Consider the following 21,721-nt stretch of genomic DNA (forward strand, 5'->3'; position numbering starts at 1 on the left):
TTACTCCAGGATGCTAATTTAGGTTCACATAGTGTAATTTTAACACTAAATCACCCCTCCCCCTGAGATAAGTCACTGCGGAAGTGTGCTGCCTTTTGTTCCTTGCGGGCAAAAGCATGACGATATGAAACGGTTCCTGCAAATTGTGGTGGTGTTGATGATGGGGTGTAGCGTGCTGCAAGGGCAGGGCGTACTGCGGTACAACCTGGATACTACCGGGCAGACTTACCTCAAAGCCAGTTTTCGTGCCCAGCTCTGGGGGCGGTATACGCAGATGAACCCCGGTACCGTTATCTACGGCGAGCCCACCAGTGAGTACTTCGATGTATCCATCCGCCGCCTGCGGATGAACTTCTGCGGGCAGCTGACCCCCGAGCTTTTCGTTTACGCTGGTTTTGGCAATAACAACCTCAACTACCGCAACAATGCAGACTTCCAAATCGGGGTGTTGGATCTTTACGCAGAGTATGCCTTTCACCGGGCCCTGGCCGTTGGTTTTGGGAAATCCGGCTACCACGGGCTGAGCCGCCTGAATTTGCGCAGCAGCCGCTCCATGCTGGGGCTGGATGCGCCCCTGTTTTCCCTTTACTCTGTCAACCAGACCGATCACCTGGGGCGCAACCTGGGCATTTGGGTGAAGGGGCAGGCTGGCAACTGGGATTACCGCGCCGTCATGAACAATCCGATAAAGTACGATAGTGGCGACCCCGGTGCCTACGCTGACTGGGCCAATACCCGCCCACGCCTGCGCTGGTCCTTCTACCTCAAGCATCAGTTTGCTGACCATGAGGGAAACGGGCCCTTTGGAGCCGGTACTTACCTGGGCAAAAAGAAAATCTTCAACCTGGGCGCAGGCTTTGCCTGGCAGCCCCGCGCGATGTGGACGGGCAGCGCGTTGAGCCCCGATTACCATGATATGTTCCACTTTGCCGCAGACCTGTACGTGGAGTGGCCCGTGTTTAAGGGTACCGCCGATGCCTTCACGGCTTACCTCGGCTTTTTCAATTATGACTTTGGGCCCGGCTACCTGCGCAACCTAGGCGCCAACAATCCTGCCACCGGCTTATTACTGAGCGAAGCCAGCTTCAATGGCACCGGCGCTGCCTTCCCAATGATCGGTACCGGGCAGGTGCTGTTTTGGCAAACCGGCTATTTATTGCCAAAAGGGGTCACGCCAACTCAAGCCCGCCTGCAGCCCAATGCCTCCGTGGAATACGCCCGTTACGACCGGCTTTCGGACCCTATGCTGGCCTATGAGCTGGTGGTCAACCTGTTGTTCAACGGGCACAACAGCAAGCTGACGCTGGGCGCACAGAACCGCCCCATTTTCCAGGCACAGGAAAACGGCGTCTTCGAAACCGACCGGCTGTGGATGGCGGTCCTGCAGTATCAGGTGGAGATCAATTAGAAGTTGACTTCCAGGATGAAATGCCTCGGTAGAGCCAATTCACGGATTGTGCCGATTTTCTTAGGAAAGAATTGCGTACTTTCATTGTATCAATAATGCGCACCCCGATGAAGAAGGTTTTTACATTACTGCTATTTGGCCTCCTGCTCTCTTCCTGCTCCTTTGAACAGGTGCTGCTTAAAGGCACCAAGCCGGTCAGCCACCCGGTCACTCAAACACCAGCTTACAAGGCGCTCAGCCCTTATCAGCAAGACTACCTTTTCGCAGCCCGCCTGATACGTGAAAGTTATCCCGATTGGGAATCTATCCTTTCGCCGGCAGCGTTTGACTCCGTGGAACAAGCTGGACTCGAAGCGTTAGCCCTGCCATGCAGCCCACAGGAATTCCGGTGGGAATTGCAGCGATTACTGGCCACCTTCCGTAATGACCATACCCGGCAGCTAAAGTCCTGGTACCCGAAAGAACCTCTGTTTTATCCTTATCAGCTGAATTATGCCCCCCGAAACGAAGGCTATGGCTGGTATATTGAGCGCATCGATTCCATTTATGGGGCATCCTGGATTGGCTGTTGGGTGGATCAAATTGGCAACCGTAGCTTGGACAGCCTGTCCGCAGCGTTTGGGGAAATGACGGCCCGGGAACATGAATATGGCATTCGCGACGACCTCTACCGGCGCTGGCTGTTTTCCCGGCCCCGCCTCCTGGCCCGGATGGATGTCGATACGGCACAGGGCCTATCCCTTGAGTGTTCCTGCCCGGATGGGCCCAGGCAGCTTAGGGTTGCCCCCGGTCCCAGTAAGTCTTTCAACCTGCAAAGCCAAAAGCCCCGCCGTAGCCATTCCAAACCTCGCCAGGATGGGTTCTGGTATCAGGCCATCGAAGATAAAGGATACGGGTACTTTCAATTCAATGGTATGTTTGACCGGGAAGTAGTGATGGATGGCCTGAAGACCTACGTCCGGGCACCTATCCGCCCGCTCGCCCGACTATTCCTCAGGCGGGAGTACCGGAGGGCATTAAAGGGCAAATCTACCCGCTGGATCAGGCCCAATGCTGAGGACTTTGATGCCTTTTTACAGGAGGTATTTAACGATTTAAACGCTAAAAACCTTCGGACTCTGGTTATCGACCTGCGCAATAACGGTGGAGGCGATCTGGAAATGGCCCGTCCTTTACTCTATGCTTTGGCCCCGCAGGCAGCTGTGCGCCCCATACAGGACTACATTTACCTTTCTCCCTTATCAATGTCCCAATTCCAGGAAGAGTGGAAAGCGCTGGACCGTGCTTGCCAAAAACTCAATCAATCATTGCCCGCCGATGGCACACTCGTGAATGTAGACAGTCTGGAAATCGCTGCCGGATTAGAACAAGCTGATTTCTTTGCTCCTGTCATGGACCCCAGGTCTCCGGTATACTTTCGGCCGCCCGTACCCGAGTATGACGGGCAGGTTATTTTTCTGGTTGGGCCTCAAACTGGTAGCGCCGCTGCCGGTTTGGCTACGCTGGTAAAAGACAATGGCATTGGGCAGCTGGTTGGGACGGTGGTTAGTGAACGGCCGGAAGGGGCAACCGCTGTATCCAGAGTGAACCTGCCTAACAGCAAGGAAGAAATTTCAATTTCGGTCTGGTACAAAAAGCGGCCAGCGCCGGAAGCTCCAAAAGACGTGCTTCTTCCAGATCATTGGGTAGAAGCAGATAAGGACAGCTACCTGAATACCGCTGACCCGGTGCTGAATTGGGTGGAAATGCATTTGATCGGTCGTTGAGTAGCGCTGATTGGCTAAAAAAACGTATACTGCTTCCTTACCGGAATATTATGAAAATCATCCACACCTCCGACTGGCACCTGGGCCAGAAACTATTGTACAACGACCGGGAAGAAGAGCACCGCCTGGCTCTGGACTGGCTATTGCAGGCTATTGAACAAGAGCAGGCCGACGGGCTTATTGTTGCCGGTGATATTTTCGATATTGGCAATCCGCCCAATTACGCCCGCAGCCTATACTATCAGTTTTTGCGCAAACTGCTGAATACCAACTGCCGGCATGTAGTGATCACCGGGGGCAACCACGATTCTCCGGCTATGCTCAATGCGCCCAGGGAGCTGTTGCAGGCACTGAATGTGCATGTGGTGGGCGCGGCAGGCGATGATCCGGCAGAGGAAATTGTGGCCTGGAAAGACGAAGCCGGCAGGGTAGAGGCGATCATCGCAGCGGTCCCTTTTCTGCGCGACCGCGACCTGCGCTACAGTGTGGCTGGGGAAACGGGCTACGACCGGGTGGAGCAAATCCGCGCCGGTATCAAAAAACACTACGATGACGTGGCGGCTTACCTTTCGGAGCAGTTCGATACCTCGGGCGTGCCGGTGATCGCGACCGGGCACCTCTACGCCACCGGGGCAGGTGCCTCCGGCAGGCAGGACAATATCTACATCGGCAATACAGAAAACATCGAGGCGCGGCAGTTTCCGGATTTATTTGATTATGTGGCACTGGGGCATATTCACCGGGCGCAGGTGGTGGGTGGATTAGACCACGTGCGGTATTCGGGCTCGCTTATCCCGCTGAGCTTTAGTGAAACGAAGGATGAGAAAGCCATTTATGTATTGGAATGGTCTGGCAAAACGCTGGATAACATACGCAGCCTGCCGGTTCCGGTATTCCGGCGGTTAAAGGGCATCAGCGGGAATCTGGAAGAAGTGCTGGAAAGCCTGTCCCGCTTCGTCCAAAAAGACCGGGAAGGGCTGGAACCCTGGATTGAGGTCAGTGTAGAACTGGACCGCATGGTGCCGGAGCTGAGCACCCTTTTGCAGGACGCCCTGGAAGCCAACGGCGGCGGCGCATCCATTCTAAAGATACAGGCCCGTTACCCGCACCGGCAGGAGCTGGCCCAGCAAAATGCCCCCGACCTCGACACCCTGGAAGCCGAAGAAGTCTTCAAAATGAAATGTGAACAATACGGTAGCTCGCCCGACCAAATGGACGAACTGCTCGCTACTTTCCGGGAGTTGCAGTCCTGGATGACCGAACAAGAAGAAGTATAGCTTTAATACCCTGGACTTTAACTGATGAGAATCAATACCATACGCTTTCTGAACCTCAATTCCCTGCGCACGGAGCAGGAACTTCGTTTTGACCAGTCCCCCTTGTCAGAAAGTGGGCTGTTTGCCATCACCGGAGATACGGGTGCGGGCAAAAGCACCATTCTTGATGCCCTCACCCTGGCGTTGTACGGGCAAGTGCCCCGGAAGGCAGATGAAGGCGAAATCATGTCCTACGGCACCGGAAAAAGTCTGGCTGAGGTAGAGTTTGAAGTCGGTCAGGAACGCTACCGCAGCAAGTGGAGCATCTGGCGGGCCCATGAAAAAGCGGAGGGCGCCCTGCAGGCTTCCCGCCGGGAACTGTCCCACTGGAATGCCGAAAAGCAGGTCTTCGAAATCATCGGAGAGAAAAAACGGGAGGTCAATGAAAAAATCGTTGAGATCACAGGACTGGACTACGACCGCTTTTGCCGGTCCGTGCTGCTGTCCCAGGGCGATTTTGCCGCCTTTCTCAAAGCAGACGAGCGCGACCGCAGCGAACTGTTGGAGCGCATCACCGGTACCGCTATCTATTCTGACCTTAGTAAAGCCGCCTTTGAGCGCCACAAACTGGAAAAGCAGAGGCTGGAAGCCCTGGAACAGGAGCTCGAAATGCTAGACCTGCTTTCCGAAGAAGAAGCCGCTGCGCTTGATCAGCAATTAAAAGAACTCCAAAATACCGTCAAATCCCACCGGGCAGAAGAGCAGCAACTCCGGGAACAACTCAACTGGCTGCTTCAACTGGAAAAACTGCAGCAAAAAGAACAATGCCTGCAGCAGGAAGCTAACAACCTGGAAGAACAATTTACCGCTTTCCAGCCCAAAGCCGGGCGCCTTGCCCTCCACCGCAAAGCCCTGCCCCTGCAATTGCCCATTCAGCGCCTGCAGGACGCCACCGGGCAGCTGCAGGCCCTCAACGAAGGTATTGCAAAGGACGAACAGGCCCTCCCGACCTTACAGCAACAGCTCGAAGCAGCAAAAAACAACAGCACCGCCGCTGCCAATGCCTTCAAATCGGCCAAAGCAGCACAGCAAAAGCAGGCACCGGTGCTGGAAAAGGTCAAAGCCCTGGATCTGACCATCGCTGGTCAGCTTCCGACGTTGGAAAAACAGCAGCAAGCCCTTGCCCATGCCCGGGAGGACCTGCAGAAAACTACGCAGCAACAGCAAAAAACAGCCACCGCTTTGCAAACGGCCAGAGAAAAGGCGGAATCGGTTGGCCAATGGCTGGAAACCCACGCCCCCTGGTCAAAACTGGCCGAAGACCTGCCGGGCATCCGCGAGCAACGGAAACAGCTGGCTGGCAGCTTCAAGGAACAACAGTCCATCAGCAAAAAGCTGGAAGAACAGGAAAACAGGCAGAAGACAGGCGCCGCCGCTCTGTCCACACTGCAGCAACAGCCCGATGATTTAAAACAAAAAAGAGACCAAACACTGAGCCGGCTGGAGCAACTGGCGCCCAGGTCTTTCACCACCGATACCAGCTCCCTGCTGGACCGCCTGCACGAGGAAATCACCGGTCTGACCCAGCGGCAAACCCGCCTGGAAAAACTACAAACCCTCAGCCGGGATTACGAAAAACTGCTGGCGAACTACAGTCGTCTGGAAAACGAATTGGAGGAGCTGCAGTCCCGCGACCGCATTCTGAACACCGAAGTCCTGGGTACCCTCGATCAGATCGATCAATTACAAAAGACCCGGCAGTACCGCAGCCGGATTTTTGAGCAGCAGCAGGCTATTGCCAACTATGAGAAGGACCGTGCTAACCTGGAAGAAGGCGAGGTCTGCCCGCTTTGCCTGTCCACCCATCATCCCTTCCGGGAAAAAGAAGTGAAGCCCTTTGTGGATGAAGCACGGGAGGACCTGAAGCGTGCAGAAGCGCAGCTGGAAAAAGCCCAGCAGCAGCAACGGCAACTCCTGACCGAGCAGCAGCAGATCGAAATGCGCATCGAGCAGTTGCAGGGCGATGAGAAAAAAGACCTTGCCGGCAAATTGCAGGAGCAGTACGAGCAACTCGTGGCCCATGAAGAGCAGATCGCTGCCCTTCAACCCAAAGAAAGCCAATGGGTGAAAGCTTCGTCCCTGAGTGGCGAGCTAAACGCTGTACAAGCCGAACTGGAACAGCGGCAGGCCGACCGAAAAACCCTGGGGCAGGTCCTGAAATCACTGGATGCGATAAAGGCAGACCTGGAAAAAGCCGAACGCCGCTACCATGATGCCGCCGCTGATCAGCGATTGCTGGAAGCTGAAGTCAACCGATTGCAACAGGAGCAGGCCGAAAAAGCCCGGCAATTTGAGGAAGGCACCGCCCGCATTAATCAGTTGCTGGAGCCCCACGGTTTTGCCTTCGAGCTGAAGACCGCCAAAGCCATGTTCCAAACCCTGGAAGAGCGGCGGGAAGCCTGGGCTGCCCAAAAAGGAGAAGCCGATGCCTTAGCAAAGGAAACCGCCGTGCTGGAAGCCCAATTGGAGCAGCTCAATCAGCAGCTGGAAGAACGGCAGGCAGTCGTACAGGAACAGGAAGCCGCCGTAAAGGAAACCGAATCAACCCTTGCCCAACTACAGCAGGAACGCGAAGCCTTATTTGGCGACAAAGACCCGATCAAGGTGGGGCAGGCACTACAGGAACAGCAGGAGCAGGCCGAAGCGCAGCGGGACGAAGCACAGGACGCCGCCGTCAAGGCAGAGCAGGCCGTACTCACCACCCAATCCAGCCTTAAGGAAAAGCAGGAACAGCAAATCAGCCAGTCTGCCAAGGTTAAAGGATTTGAAGACGAGCTGGCCAAAGCCGCCCGATCCGCAGGTTTCGAAGATGCCGCTACTGCGCAGTCTGCCTTACTAACCGAATCGGAAGCCCAGTCCCTCGAAACGGAGGCCAAAACCCTGCGGCAGCAACAACAGCAGCTTCAACAGAGCCTGAAAGAGACACAAGCCGAACTGGAGCAGGAAAAAGCCCGCGCCCTCACGGACCGCCCTGCCGACGAGCTGGAAACGGCCCTGGAAGCAGCCGGAGAAGCTTTATCAGATGTGCAACAGCGAACGGGTGCACTCACAGAACAACAGCGCCGTCATCAGGCACAACAGGCTAAGGCCGCCGGTCTGGCAGAACAACTGGCGCAGCAACGCAAAGGCTACCAACGCTGGGCCGCCCTCAACGACATCATCGGGCAGGCGGATGGGAAGAAGTTCCGGATGTTCGCGCAGGGGCTCACCCTGCAAAAGCTGACCCACCTGGCCAATATCCATTTGCAGCAGCTCCACGGGCGCTACCTCATCCAAAAACGGGAAGGCGATACCTTGGAGCTCGACATCGTAGACACCTATCAGGCCGACAACCGGCGCTCCATGAATACGCTTTCGGGAGGGGAAAGCTTCCTGGTGAGCCTGGCCCTGGCCCTTGGCCTGAGCGAACTGGCCGGGCGGGACACGCAAATACAGTCCCTTTTTATTGACGAAGGCTTCGGCACTCTGGATGAGAATACCCTCGATTTGGCTATAGCCACCTTGGAAAACCTGCAGGCGAGCGGGAAAACTATCGGTATCATTTCTCACGTCAAAGCCCTGAAAGAGCGCATCGCTACGCAGGTGCAGGTGACGAAGCAGGGGAATGGGTTTAGTATGGTGCGGGTGGTATCGTGATTTTTTTTGTTTAAAAATGTTGTAATTAAATATATTTTGTGTTATTTTAGGGGTGACTAATCGCCCTCTGTATGAAAAAGAATAAAAAAGTCTTTCAGCCTGACGATCGTTTTTTTCGTCAGGCGATGAGTGATCCACAGGTTGTAAGTGATTATCTAACCTATTTTTATCCTGCTATTGCAGCGATTGCTGATTTGAAAAGCCTGAAGCAAGAGCAAACTACAGCTATTCATCCAAACCTTCAATTGTTTGATGCTGATGTTGTCTACAGATGCCGTTTCAAAGGAGAGGAGGGGTCAAGCTTTTACTTTTGCCTCTTATTTGAACATAAATCGAAGCCTGAAAAATATGTAGCTATTCAGGTTGGGCTATATGTATTTCAACTGATGTATAATGTTGTTAAGCAGGGTAGGAGAGAACCGGAACCTGTACTGCCCGTGGTGTTTTACAACGGGAAAGAATCCTGGTCTCCCAAAACGATCGGAGCATTGTTTGATAAAGCGCCCTACTATGAGATGATAAAGGAGTACCTGCCGGACTTCAATTTCCTGTTTGAAGATGTAGGGCGTTTGTCTCCGGAAGCAATGGCTAAACTCGAACTTAGTTACTTCAGGAGTTTGCTGCTTACCATGTCAATGCGGCATAAACCTGACTTGATAATTCAGTATTTGGATGTTATTTTTGAAGGAGCAACGGATAAAGACAAAATGCGGGCGACAATTACCTACATATTAGGAGTTGCGGAGCGGTCGCCAGCAGCGTTTATGAAAGAGTTGGAACAAATAGAATTCACCACTAAACCGGATGCTATGAGTACTTTGGAGCAGTTTTTGGAATTAGGGCGTGAGGAGGGTGTCAGAAAAGAGCGCCTACTTACTTTTCTTCAACTTCAGCTTAAGCTACCAACATTGAGTGTATCAGATTTATCAGAGCTCAGCAAACTTTCTCAGGACAAAGTGACGGCGTTTAAGAATAAAATTCAACAGGCTGATGTGGAGGCACTTTGGGATTTTTTAAAAGTGCAAATGCTTGATGAGGTGCAATTGAAGAAGGGGGAAAAAGAAAAGGTAATGTTTATGCTTGAGCAGCTTCTGGAGCAAAATCGATAATTCAACTATCTTGTGTTTTATGCAACGCTCCAAATAATTATCTGTCCCTAAGGGTGTATGTAACTTTTTGGGTAAATCAATCGTCTTCCGGGCGATGATTTAATTTAAAAAATCAAAACACCCGACGTTTATGAAAAAGCAGTTTACCTATCTTTTTATGGCCGCCTGTGCCTTTTGCCTGGTCCTGAGCACGCCTTTGCAGGCGCAGGAAAGCGGTTCGTCCATTACTGTAATCAAGACCGTGACCCATGAGGACGGCACCGTAACCACGGTTAAGAAGCGGCTCTCCGGTGATGAAGATCCGGAAGCTTACCTGGAAACCCTGACCGAAGATGAAGGAGCCGTATCCGTTGATATTCAGGTGGTCATGGGAGAGGAGCCTTCCGGTGAGGCGGACGATGAGCCGGTCCTGTTTTTCCGCCGTGCCAATTCAGATGATGAAAACGAAGAAATTGAGGAAGTCCGCATTTTTATGAATGGGGATGCCGGCGATTTCACGAAAGTAATTGAGGAACGCATCCGTGGGCCACACCCCAACAGCCGCACCAAAAAAGTCAAAGCGGTCAAAGCCTTTTTAGGGATTTACCCGGGCAGTACCGATGATAATGCAGGGGTTGCTGTACGCGGTGTAGTCGATGGGACTGGTGCGCAGACCGGCGGCATTCAGAAAGGCGATGTGATTCAGTCGATTGCCGGTTATGCCACCAATGGCACCTATGGGCTGAGTGGCGTTTTGCAAAAGCTGGAGCCCGGGCAGCAGGTGGAGGTTCAGGTGCTGCGCGATGGACAGCCACAGACCCTTTCTGTTGTGTTAGGTGAAAAGGAATACATGCGCACGGTGCTCAATAAAGACCGGGAACCCTGTGATGTGTTTATCGGTGTCTACGTTGGCGGTACCGGCGCGAATGGCGAGGGCGTGCAGGTGACCAATATTATCGGTGGTACACCGGCTGAGGAATACGGCGTACAGCCCGGCGATATCATCCTGGCTATGGATGGGGTGAAGGTCAAAGGCAATGCTGAATTGCTCAAAGAACGCAATAAGCATGAACCCGGCGATGAGTTTATGCTCACCATCAACCGGGGCGGTATGATTAAGGATTTAGGCGCAAAATTCTATATCTGCGAGCGCGTGGAAGAAGAGGCTCCCGCCATCGTTGAGGAAGCGATGGACATACCGGAAAGCACCCTTGAGCTTGTCAATTACCGGGCATTCCCGAATCCGAGCTACGGACTGATCCGGGTACAGTTTGCCGCTGAGGAGGCACCGGTAAGCGTGCAGGTCACAGATGTCTCCGGCAGAGTCGTGTATCAGCAGCAGCTCAATCAGTTTGATGGCTATTTTGATGAGGAAATCGACCTGAGTGGCGCTACGCCCGGGAATCTATTCCTGACCATTCAGCAAGATGGCAAACTCACCACGAAGCAATTACTGCTGATTAACCGGGTGTAAAGAAGATCGTCCGGTAAAAAGTGTTTTGTGCCCAGGGTGCGGATTATTACCTTGGGCACAAATATTTTATATGAGCTCTTTTGACTTCGACAGCTTCGCCAACCGCCTGCGCAAAATGGACAAGCACCTGCGCAAGTGGGCGCGTAAAAAAAACATCACCTGCTACCGGGTGTACGATGCTGACCTGCCGAGTTTCCCTCTGGCGGTAGACCGGTACGAGGCCTATCTTCACGTTGCGGAGTACAAAAAAGACCACGGCATGGATGAGGATTCCTACCGTTTGTGGCGGGCCGGCACCCGCCGGGCACTGAGCGAAGCCCTGGAGGTGCCCAATGCCAACATTTACTACAAAGAGCGCAAACCTCAAAAAGGCCGGGAGCAATACGAAAAGCTGAGCGAACAGCAATCAGAAATCATCGTACAGGAAAACGGGCTGCAGTTCATCGTCAATCTGGCCGACTACCTGGATACCGGGCTGTTTTTGGACCATCGCCCCACCCGGGAAGCCGTCCGTGCTCAGGCCGAAGGTAAGCGCGTGCTCAACCTTTTTGCCTACACCGGCTCCTTTACCGTTTATGCGGCAGCGGGCGGCGCAACTGCAACCACCACCATGGACTTGTCGAATACCTATTTGGATTGGGCTAAGCGCAACCTGGAGCAGAACGGTCTCATGGGCTCCCAGCACGAATACGTCCGCGCTGACGTCAAAGCCTGGCTGCAACAGCCGGTGGCGCAAATGTACGACCTCATCGTGCTCGATCCGCCTACCTTTTCCAACTCCAAAGCCATGTATGATATCCTTGATACCCAGCGTGACCACCCCGAGCTCATCAACGGCTGCCTGAAACGCCTTTCACCGGAAGGGCTGCTGTATTTTTCCACCAATTTCCGCAAGTTCAAACTGGAACCGGAAAAGTTGCACGCCAGCCGCATCAAAGACATCACCGGCGCTACCATCCCCAAGGATTTCCGCAATCCTAAGATTCACTACTGCTGGTTGTTGCAGCATTAGGACGCCGCCCGCCTGAAGCGGTCCAACAGGTAAAACAGCGCCCCAAACGGGGTAAGCGGTAGCAACCACAAAATTTGAGCACCGTTTAGCCCAAGAGCTTCCTTTAGCAGGAATAGCACGCCCATCCATACCGTAAATCCAAGGGCTACCAGCAACCGCCGTTTGCGGTCAAAGCGGAGGTCCGTCCCACACTCCGGGCAGGGCCAGGTGTCCCCCAGGCTACGGAATAGCATGCCGCTGAGGTACGCTTTGGGGCTGTATCGGTATTGGCAGTTTGGACAAGTTCTCGCATCCATAATTAGTGAAATTTGATTTTTTCTGCTAGATTTCCGGGGAATAACCGGTAAAGCCGATAAGGTTATTTTTGAAAACAACGGTTGGGCGTTTTGGATGACCGTCTTTTCGTTTTTACCGTCTTTTTAAGGTATCCTAATATGAAAAACCGGTAACGGTTGCGGCTGAAACCCTTAGCAGCTATGCTTAGTTGCAAGCCTCTGCGACCTTTGCGAACCCCTTTGCGGCCTTCGCGTGAAACCCCTCCGTGAACCTTGCAAGCCCCCCAAGCTGTTAAATCATAAGAACAAGACAACAATAGCAAAAAATACCATGAGTCAAATTCCCACCCTAAGCCTTGAGCCCAAGCCCATCTGGAAAAATTTCGAAGCCCTGAACGCTGTGCCCCGCCCTTCCAAAAAGGAAGACCGGGTCATTGCCTTCATGCGCGCCTTCGGCGAAAGCCTGAAACTGCCCACCCTGGTCGATGAACTGGGCAACGTCGTCATCAAAAAGCCCGCGACGCCCGGCATGGAAAACCGACCCACAGTCATTCTGCAATCTCATCTCGATATGGTGCATCAAAAAAATGCCGGCACCGACTTCGACTTCAATACCGAGGGTATCCGTAGCACTATACAGGGGGAATGGGTAACCGCAGAAGGCACCACGCTGGGCGCAGACAATGGTATTGGCGTGGCTGCCATCATGGCTGTGCTGGAAGCCGATGACCTGAAGCACCCGCCCATTGAAGCCCTTTTTACCATAGATGAAGAAACAGGCATGACCGGTGCCAAGGGGCTCGATGCGAGCATGCTGGAGGGCAGCATCCTGCTTAACCTGGATTCCGAAGAAGACGACGAACTAACTATTGGCTGTGCAGGCGGTATTGACAGCAATACCCAAATGGACTACATGGAAGAAGCCCCACCCGTCAACAGTACAGCTTTGCAACTAACTGTCCGCGGGCTGAAAGGCGGCCACTCCGGTATGGATATCCACAAAGGGCGGGCGAATGCCAATAAACTAATGAACCGCCTGCTGTACAAAACCGGTGAACCCTATGGGCTCCGTATCGCCTCCATTGATGGCGGCAGCCTCCGTAACGCCATTCCCCGGGAGTCTGTAGCCATAGTGGTGGTTCCCAACGGGCATCTGACTGCCTTTCTGGAAGCCTTTGAAGCCCGCCGCCGGGAAATGTTGCGTGAGTTTGCCAGTATTGAGCCTGGAATGACGATTGAACAGGCTGAAACCACTATCCCCGAAAAGGTCATGCGGTTGGAAGACCAGGAAAAAGTCCTCGCTGCTCTTTACGCCGTCCCCAATGGCGTCTGGCGCATGAGCCCCGATATCCCCAATCTGGTGGAAACCTCCAGTAGCCTGGCGCGGGTGATTGTGAAGAACGGAAGTTTTGTGACGCAGAGCCTGCAGCGCAGTTCCATTGAGTCGGGTAAGCATGATGTGGCTGCTGCCGTTCGTGCTGCCTTTGAAGCCGCTGGTGCGACAGTGGTCAACGATGGCGACTACCCCGGTTGGGCCCCTGATGCCGATTCCAAAATCATGCGTACGATGGAAGGCCTGTACAAAGACCTCTTCGACGATGCCCCCAAGGTCTCTGCCTGTCACGCCGGCCTGGAATGCGGTATTCTCAGTCAGCACATGCCGGAGCTGGATATGATTTCCTTTGGGCCCACGATCCACCACGCCCACTCGCCCGATGAGCAGGTAAATATTGCTTCGGTGCAGAAGTTTTGGCGGTATTTGGTGGGAGCGTTGGAGCGGATTTAAAGACTTTAGCGAATTTTCGCTAAATTTTATTGCGTGTCCGGTCAAATATGCCGATATTATGCGGGTAAAATCATTACCTATAAAAAAGAGTTAGACCCATGGCCGAGTACGTCAATATGGACACCCTGCGCTTTCAGCTTTATCAGGTGCACGATATGCCGCAGCTTTTTCAGTATGCCCGTTATGCGGAATACGATAAGGATGCAGTGGATATCTTTCTGGACTCCATCAAGGATTTCTCCGATCAGGATTTATACCCTTCCTTCCGGGAAATGGATGAAGCCCCGGCGCACTTTAAGGATGGCAAAATCGTTGTGCACCCTGCTGTAGGGGAAGCGATGAAAAAAGGAGGCGAACTGGGCGTAATTGGCGCGTCCTACGATATGGAAGCCGGCGGGCTTCAACTGCCGGGCATGGCCTTTCACGCGGCCTACTATATTATGGAAGCAGCCAACAATAACATACCGGGCTACCTGGGGCTGACCGCCGGTGCTGCTCACCTCATTATTGCCTTTGGCAACGAATGGCTGAACGAAACCTTTGTGGGCAAAATGCTGGGCGGTCAGTGGGGCGGTACCATGTGCCTCACGGAGCCACAGGCAGGCAGCTCACTTTCGGATATCACCACTACCGCCTACCCTCAGGAGGATGGCACTTACCGGATCAAAGGGCAGAAAATTTTCATCTCCGGAGGGGATCATGAGCACAACGACAACTTCGTGCACCTCGTGCTGGCCCGCATCGAAGGCGCACCGGCAGGGACAAAGGGTATTTCCCTGTTTGTGGTGCCGAAAAAGCGCCCGGAAGCAGGCAACCTGGTACCCAACGATGTCATCACGGCAGGCGATTACCAAAAAATGGGCCAAAAGGGTTACTGTACCACCCACCTGGTATTTGGAGAAAATGAAGGGTCTACCGGCTGGCTCGTAGGTGAGCCGCATAAGGGGCTGAAGTACATGTTCCAAATGATGAATGAGGCGCGGATCGCGGTAGGGCGAGGTGCGGTATCTATCGCTTCGGCTGCCTATCACGCTTCCCTGCAGTACGCACAGGAGCGCCCGCAGGGCCGCCGCCTGAAAAACGATGGCACGAAGGATGTCTCCGAAGAGCAGACGCTCATCATCAACCACCCGGATGTACGCCGGATGCTGCTTCTGCAAAAGGCTATATACGAAGGGGCATTGAGCGTGGTTAATCAGACGGCACTGTACCATGACCTGGAAATGGTATCCGAAGGGGAAGACCATGAAAAGTACTATCTCCTGTTGGAGTTGCTCACGCCGATTGCCAAAACCTATCCGTCTGAGAAGTGCCGGGAAGCCGTGGACAATGGGCTGCAGGTGCTGGGAGGCTATGGTTTCTGTACTGATTTTGTGCTGCAGCAATACCTGAGAGATATCCGGATTATGTCTATCTACGAAGGCACCACTGGCATTCAGTCGCAGGATCTCCTGGGGCGCAAGGTGACGATGCAGAAAGGCAAAGCCCTTGAATACCTGGCTGCCGAAGTGCAAAGGGACATGGAAGCGGCACTGACCTACGATGAGCTCAAGCCTTACGCTGGTATGCTGGGCCAAAAACTACAGCTGGTGCAAAAAGTACTGGGCAAGCTGATGCCCTACGCCATGAAAGGACAGTATGAGCGCTACCTGTCCGACGCGACCCTTTTCATGCAGATGATGAGCACTGTAGTGGTGGGCTGGCAATGGCTCAAAATGGCGACTGCTGCCAAGCAGGCTCTCGTCACCGGAGATGATACGTACACTACGGCTTTCTACGAGAGCAAGGTGCATACCCTTAAGTTTTTCTACAAGTACGAACTGGCGAAAGTCGACAGCCTGGCTCAAATCCTGATGGATGAAGCGGTGCTGACGATCCTGGAAGAGAAGGAGCTGATTTGCTAGGACCGACTCTGCGCCTGTAAATAAAAAACGCCCGGTGAGCCTTGTTGCTTACCGGGCGTCGTCGTTAGCAGACAGTCAAATTTACCGCATCAGAATCACATCGCCTTTGAACTGCGCAGTGGTACCGTTCTTGAAGGTCACCGTTACGTAGTACACGAAGACGCCGCTATTCATGAGGTCGCCGCGGAAGGTGCCATCCCAGCCAAACTGATCGTCATTGATGGGGAAGTTGTAGGCTTCAAAGACGGGCTCTCCCCATCGGTTGTAAACCTGGAATTCATCGACCTGCTCTACCCGGTCATCTCCCTGAACATAGAAGATGTCATTGACGCCATCCTCATTAGGAGAGAAGACGTTGGGAAGGTACACACTTTGGCGCTGGTCCACAATGACGTTGACTTGGTCTCCCGCCATACAGCCATTGATGTCCTGCACCATCACCGAATAGGCCGTGGTGACCAGAGGCGTGACTACCTGCTCCAGGCAATCGGGGCATTCGGTTGGGAAGCGGGGCTCCCAGATGATGGTGTCGATATCTTCAGGTTCGATGTTGGTCTCAATGGCCAGAATAGCTGATGCACCGGTCTGAATGTCGATGTCTTCGCCCAAACTGACTTCCAGCTCAAGTGGCTGATTGATGAGGATAGCAGCGGTGGTCACGCAACCATTCACATCCTGTACTGCAACGGTATAGTTGCCATCTTCCAGCCCGGTAAAGGTGCTGTTGTTTTGGAAAGCACCACCGTCAAGGGCATAAACGTAAGGCGGTGTGCCTCCTTCCGCCACAACCTGTACAGCCCCATCGGTTTCTCCAAAGCAGGAGATAGGGCTCACGTTCAGGTTGATCAGCAGATCCTCCGGGGCAGTGAGCGTCACAGAATCCACCGCAATGCAGCCATTGGCACTGGAGACCGTCACGTAGTGGGTATCTGCCGGTAAATTGCCGACCTCTGGCGTACTCGCCCCGGTGGACCAGCTGTAGCTAAAGGGCGGTTCAAATTCGTTGCTGAGGATATCTACTGCAGCCATGCCGTCATCGCCACCGGCACAGCTGACCTCAAACGGGCCGTAGCTGGACGTTACATTTGCAGCAATTTCCAGCGGGGCCAGGGTGGTGGTTGTAATCACCACGCTATCGCACCCAAACTGATTGGTTAGGATTTCGGTCACGGTCCCCACATCCTCCGGCTGGCAGGAAGCGGTATTGATCAGTGTGGTATCTGAAGGCAGGAGGGTAGTGGTGGTAATGACTAAGCTATCGCACCCATTCTGATTGGTGAATAATTCCTGCATAGTCCCTACATCAGCCGGGTCGCAACTGCTGGCGCTTACTATGGTGGTGTCGCTCGTTAGCAGGGTAGTGGTGGTGATGATCAGGCTGTCGCACCCAAACTGATTAGACAATAAGGTCTCCTCTGTGCCTACATCGGCCGGGTCGCAACTGGACTGAGTCAGGAAAGTGGTATCACTGGGCAGCAGGCTCGTGATGGTCACGATGAGGCTGTCACAGCCAAATTGATTCGTCAGTAAAACTTCCTCTGTCCCTACATCAGCCGGATCGCAGCTTCCTGCTTCAACCACAGTGGTGTCGCTGGGCAGCAGGCTGGTAAAGGTGATCACCAGACTATCGCACCCGAATTGATTTACAAACAATTCCTGCGTGGTACCTGCCTCTGCCGGGTCGCAGGTCTCCGCTGCCACTTGCACCGTATCGCTAGGCAGGAGGGTGGTGGTGGTCACGATCAGGCTGTCGCACCCAAACTGATTGGTCAGCAGCACTTCTGCTGTGCCCACCTCAGCCGGATCACAACTGGCCGCATCGAGGAAGGTCGTGTCGCTGGGTAGTAATGTCGTTGTTGTAACCACCAGGCTGTCACACCCGAACTGATTGGTCAGCAGGACTTCGGCCGTACCCACGTCCGCCGGGTTGCAGCTGGTGGCATCCAGAAAGACGGTGTCGCTCGGCAAAAGAGTAGTGGTGGTGATGACGAGGCTGTCGCATCCGTCCTGATTGCTAAAGAGTTCCTCCGTTGTGCCTACCTCTATCGGGTCACAGGTGGTCGCATCGAGCAGCGTGGTATCGCTTTCCAGGAAAAGCGTTGTCGTTACGACGAGGCTATCGCACCCAAACTGATTCATCAGGAGGTCTTCCGTAGTGCCAACATCCGCCGGGTCACAGGAACTGATTTCCACGAAAGTGGTATCACTGGGCAGCAGGGTAGTGGTGGTGATAACGAGGCTGTCGCACCCGTCCTGATTGCTAAAGAGCTCCTCCGTTGTGCCCACCTCTGCCGGGTCACAGGATTCGAGCTGCACCATGACCGTATCACTGAGCAGCAGAGAGACGGTGGTTATGATGACACTATCGCAGCCATCGGTATTGGTCAGCACTTCCGTAAAAGTCCCGGTTTGCGCCGGATCGCAGTTGGTGTCACTGAGCAGGGTCGTATCCGGAATGTTGACCACAAGGGTGGAAAACAACAGGCTGTCGCAGCTATTGGAACCGACCAGGGTGTCCACATAGGTGCCTGGCATGGTTTGGAAAGCACCGCCCAGCAGCAGGCTGTCCCCCTGGCAAATTTCCAATGTCTGGTTGGCACTCGTTGGGAAATTGAGGATTACAGTGGCGCTGTCTGACAATATGTTGCTGCAACCGGCAGGGGAACTGCCACTAACTCCGGTCAGCACATAAGTCGCGGCTCCATCCGGCATCACCGGCAGTGAATAAGGCGAGTTGACATTCTCAACCGTACTGGGTACCCCATTGGCTTCATAGGTGAAATCGAAGGGGGCAGTACCGGCGAAGTCAAAGGTAAGCAGGGCTGTAGCCCCTTCACAAATAGCGGTATCTCCGGTTAGGGTGCCAGTTGGCAGCGCGTAAAATACTACAGGCGCACCAATGGAAACCGAAAGGCAGGGGCTACTGTAGTCGGGAGCGCCGCCCGGGGTGACATCTGTAGCTACTGCGGATACATAATAGGTCTGGCCAAAATTCATGCCCGCCTGAAAGTTGAATACCGGGCTGTCGTTTTCTGCAAAGATGGAACCCAGTGAAGTGCCGTTGTTGTCATGCAATACGAACAGCAGGGTGTCATTGGGGTCTAGCTGAGCATCCTGATTGAAAATCAATGTAGCGGCCTCATCCTCACAAGCGGTGACCAGATCGGTGGCCATGGAGCCAGCGACCGTAGCACAATCGCAGGAGAAAGTTCCGGAAACGACCGTGGGGTTGCAATCATTGGCATCGGTGACGGTGATGCTGTAGGCGCTGCCATTCGCAAGGGGCGGCGTGGTATAATCCGGTGGGGTATTATTCACAATCGTGCCATCGCTGAATTGCAACTGATAGGTGGTGCTGTCCCCTCCGCTAATGCTGAAGCTTAGCGTGTAGTTGGTGTTGGTAGAGTCGCAGGTGGTCATGATACCGGAAACGGTTGGAGCTGTGTTCAGTACCACTTCGGCATTGCCGGTACCAGTCACTGTACAGCCATTCCCATCTGTTACATTCAGTAAAGTGTAACTACCAGGGAGTGTGGCATTGAAGACCGCAGTCAGGTCATTGGTCGTCAGGGCAGGCTGAGCATCTCCATCAATAGCCACGGTATAAGTGAGAGGCGGCTGCCCGGTAAAGTCGAGTGTTAAAGCCACCGTATCCCCGCTGCCCTGGCAGATGCTGCCATTGCCACTGATTATGCCTGAAGGCAAATCGAAGATTTCAATAGTCAGCGTATCAGCGGCGGTACAGCCCTCGGTTGTGGTGAAGGTATAGGTCACGTCATGCAGCCCGCCACCCAGTGCAGTGGGGTCTACGTTGCCCTGAGTATCAGCAGCGCCCGACCAAACCCCTCCGGCTGGGCTGGCAGAAAGGGGCTGAAGGGTGTCATTGGCACAAAATGGCCCGGCAGTAGCGATAACAGGCGCAGGCAAGGGTCTCACAGTGATGGAAATCGTATCCGCATCAGAACAACCGGCAGCATTCTCAAAAGTATAAATAGCCTGGTAGGTACCCGGCCCGTTGGCATTGGGATCGAATACCCCGATCGTGGAGGCATCGCCCGACCAGGTACCGCCCATTGGTGTGGCAGAAAGATTGATGGGCGCTGCATCTTCGCAAAGCGTGCCCACAGAATCAATCAGGACTACCGGCAGAGGCAGAATGTCCAGTTGCAGGGTATCGGTACCTTCACAACCTTCCGGATCGGTGTAATCGTAAATCGCCTGATAGGTGCCTGGTGTCAGTGCAGAGGGGTCAAAAATGCCCTGTGCATCCACATCGCCCGACCAGGTGCCGCCCGCCGGAGCGCCTATGAGCGTATCCGGCATAGCCCCTTCACAGTAAGGGCCGGGGTCTTGAATACTCACCTGAAGGTCAGAGCTGATTTCAAGGTCAAGAGTAGCCACCGCTACACACCCATTGGCATCTGTGAAGGTATAGGTTACGGTGTAGGTGCCATTGGTCCGCCCGGATGGGTCGAAGGTGCCGCCTGGCGTAGCTTCACCCCCCCATACGCCACCGCCGGGAATACCGGTGAGGGGCACGGGTGGGCTGCTGCTGCAAAATGGTCCCTGTGGCGCATCAATATAGGTGAAAGGCGGTATTGCAACTTCAATCAGGAAGTCGTCCGTAGCGGTGCAGAAATTCGCATCCGTAAAGGTGTACGTCACCAGGTGAAAGCCTGGCCCAGCCTGTTGAGGGTCAAATAGGCCGTTAGGCGCTACTTCCCCGCCCCAGGTGCCGCCCGGAGGAAAGGCTTCAAGCACTACCGGCAGATCATCCTGGCAAAATGGATCCGGCTCAACAATAGCAACTACAGGATCGGGGACAATCTCAAAAACCAGATCTTCGGTAGTTGTACATCCGTTATTGTCTGTATAGGTATAGGTAGCGGTGTGAAGGCCCGGCCCGAGGACCCCGGTGATGACTTGCCCGTTGGGTAGTGCCACACCGCCCCAGGTGCCTCCAAAAGGCTGAGCCTGCAGGGTGACGACACCCTCGCTCATACAAAAAGGCCCGGGAGTAGAGAAGGTCACCGTTGGCGGCGGCAGAATCGTTACAAAGCCAGTTTGCGTCCCTGAACATCCATTCGGACCGGTAGCGGTGTAAGTTACCTGAAAGGAGCCCACACCTAAAGCTTGGGGGTTAACCTGTCCGGAGGGTGTGGCAACACCGCCCCAGATACCCCCCGGTGGAGTGGCGGTTAGGGTAACCGGAGGCCCTTCCGGGCAAAGAGGCTGTCCGGAGTTGATGACGATCGTTGGGCCGGAAAGGACCTGAATATCGAGTGTCGCCTCATTAGGGCAGATTGCTCCGGGGGTAGAGTACGTCACCTCATGAATACCGGGGCCATTGTTCGCGGGTACAAACAAGCCGGTACTGGTGGCATCACCGCCCCAGGTACCGCCCGGTGGGTTGGCCGTCAGTTGAAAGGGCGGGTCTTCCGGGCAAAAAGGCCCCGCTGGAAAGATAGTAGGATCAGGCCCTCCGCCCGGATCACCCGGTGCGATAGTTGCGGTACCCCCGATTTCGAGCGAAAAGCCTACATCATTACCGGTGATGTTGTCCAGAATAAGCAGGTAAGTCGTACCGGCTGTCAGGTTGACCGTATTTTCCCATTCGGCGGCACCAGTAATCCCCCAGGAAGCCTGCGGGTTGGTCGCGATGCCAGTGGGCACAAAAGGTGGGGTATTGATGGGCCCTACGTAATTACAGGAGATTTGCTGGGACCCCGCGTTCCCCGGGCAGGCATTTGCCAGCAAGGCAAAATCATAATCCGCACCCAGATTGTTAGGCGTAAGCAGCATTTCGAAAGTTCCGGCGCTGGTCGCTTCGAAAATAAAATAATAGGTGTCGTGTTCTCCACCGACCAGGCAGGTACCACTAGCCAGGTTATCGTTATCATTTCCAGGCCCGGCAACTGTAGGTACATTAATGGGTCCCGGTCCGGCGAGTGGGGCGGGAGAGCAACAGTCCAGTTGTGCTTTGAGTGGGAAGGCACCAAACAGTAGTGCACCAAAAACAAGCAAGAGTAGTGTTCGAGTCATGGTCATCTTGGTTC

11 protein-coding genes are annotated in these 21,721 nt (G+C 54.1%); 9 read left to right on the forward strand and 2 right to left on the reverse strand.

The window, feature by feature from the left end; all coding sequences use genetic code 11:
• Window positions 1–124 precede the first annotated feature (124 nt).
• The 7 genes from ACO08I_RS29455 to ACO08I_RS29485 all read left to right on the forward strand — a co-directional run bounded on the left by ACO08I_RS29455 (window position 125) and on the right by ACO08I_RS29485 (window position 11,700).
• A complete protein-coding gene (locus tag ACO08I_RS29455) occupies window positions 125–1,408 on the forward strand; it encodes a porin (protein WP_421947990.1) in 1,284 nt (427 codons plus the stop codon).
• 107 nt (window positions 1,409–1,515) lie between these two features.
• Window positions 1,516–3,174: a S41 family peptidase gene (locus ACO08I_RS29460; protein WP_421947991.1), complete on the forward strand. Its 1,659-nt coding sequence runs from the start codon at window positions 1,516–1,518 to the stop codon at window positions 3,172–3,174.
• Between the two features lie 50 nt (window positions 3,175–3,224).
• Entirely contained in the window at window positions 3,225–4,451 is a 1,227-nt protein-coding gene (locus ACO08I_RS29465) for an exonuclease SbcCD subunit D C-terminal domain-containing protein (protein WP_421947992.1), read from the forward strand.
• A gap of 24 nt (window positions 4,452–4,475) precedes the next feature.
• Window positions 4,476–8,126 (forward strand): AAA family ATPase, encoded by a 3,651-nt coding sequence (locus ACO08I_RS29470; protein ID WP_421947993.1) that lies wholly within the window; start codon window positions 4,476–4,478, stop codon window positions 8,124–8,126.
• A 71-nt stretch (window positions 8,127–8,197) separates the two neighbouring features.
• Window positions 8,198–9,235 carry an Rpn family recombination-promoting nuclease/putative transposase gene (locus ACO08I_RS29475; RefSeq protein WP_282780976.1) on the forward strand — a complete coding sequence of 346 codons (1,038 nt, stop codon included), beginning with the start codon at window positions 8,198–8,200 and terminating at the stop codon, window positions 9,233–9,235.
• A gap of 130 nt (window positions 9,236–9,365) precedes the next feature.
• On the forward strand, window positions 9,366–10,688 hold the full coding sequence (locus tag ACO08I_RS29480; protein ID WP_421947994.1) for a PDZ domain-containing protein: 1,323 nt from the start codon (window positions 9,366–9,368) through the stop codon (window positions 10,686–10,688).
• Between the two features lie 70 nt (window positions 10,689–10,758).
• Window positions 10,759–11,700 (forward strand): class I SAM-dependent methyltransferase, encoded by a 942-nt coding sequence (locus tag ACO08I_RS29485; protein WP_421947995.1) that lies wholly within the window; start codon window positions 10,759–10,761, stop codon window positions 11,698–11,700.
• Here ACO08I_RS29485 and ACO08I_RS29490 read toward each other — a convergent pair.
• Window positions 11,697–11,996, reverse strand: a complete 300-nt coding sequence (locus tag ACO08I_RS29490; protein WP_421947996.1) for a hypothetical protein — start codon at window positions 11,994–11,996, stop codon at window positions 11,697–11,699. The genes ACO08I_RS29485 and ACO08I_RS29490 overlap by 4 nt on opposite strands.
• A 319-nt stretch (window positions 11,997–12,315) precedes the next feature.
• Here ACO08I_RS29490 and ACO08I_RS29495 point away from each other — a divergent pair, with 319 nt between their 5' ends.
• Together ACO08I_RS29495 and ACO08I_RS29500 are read left to right on the forward strand one after the other, a co-directional pair.
• Window positions 12,316–13,761 (forward strand): aminoacyl-histidine dipeptidase, encoded by a 1,446-nt coding sequence (locus tag ACO08I_RS29495; RefSeq protein WP_421949738.1) that lies wholly within the window; start codon window positions 12,316–12,318, stop codon window positions 13,759–13,761.
• Window positions 13,762–13,859: 98 nt separating this feature from the next.
• Window positions 13,860–15,665 carry an acyl-CoA dehydrogenase gene (locus ACO08I_RS29500; protein WP_282780969.1) on the forward strand — a complete coding sequence of 602 codons (1,806 nt, stop codon included), beginning with the start codon at window positions 13,860–13,862 and terminating at the stop codon, window positions 15,663–15,665.
• A gap of 81 nt (window positions 15,666–15,746) precedes the next feature.
• On the opposite strand, the gene ACO08I_RS29505 is transcribed toward ACO08I_RS29500, so the two are convergent.
• Window positions 15,747–21,707 carry a gliding motility-associated C-terminal domain-containing protein gene (locus ACO08I_RS29505; protein WP_421947997.1) on the reverse strand — a complete coding sequence of 1,987 codons (5,961 nt, stop codon included), beginning with the start codon at window positions 21,705–21,707 and terminating at the stop codon, window positions 15,747–15,749.
• Window positions 21,708–21,721 lie beyond the last annotated feature (14 nt).

The sequence above is a fragment of the Phaeodactylibacter xiamenensis genome (assembly GCF_965229835.1).
GTDB classification, from domain to species: Bacteria; Bacteroidota; Bacteroidia; order Chitinophagales; family Saprospiraceae; genus Phaeodactylibacter; species Phaeodactylibacter xiamenensis.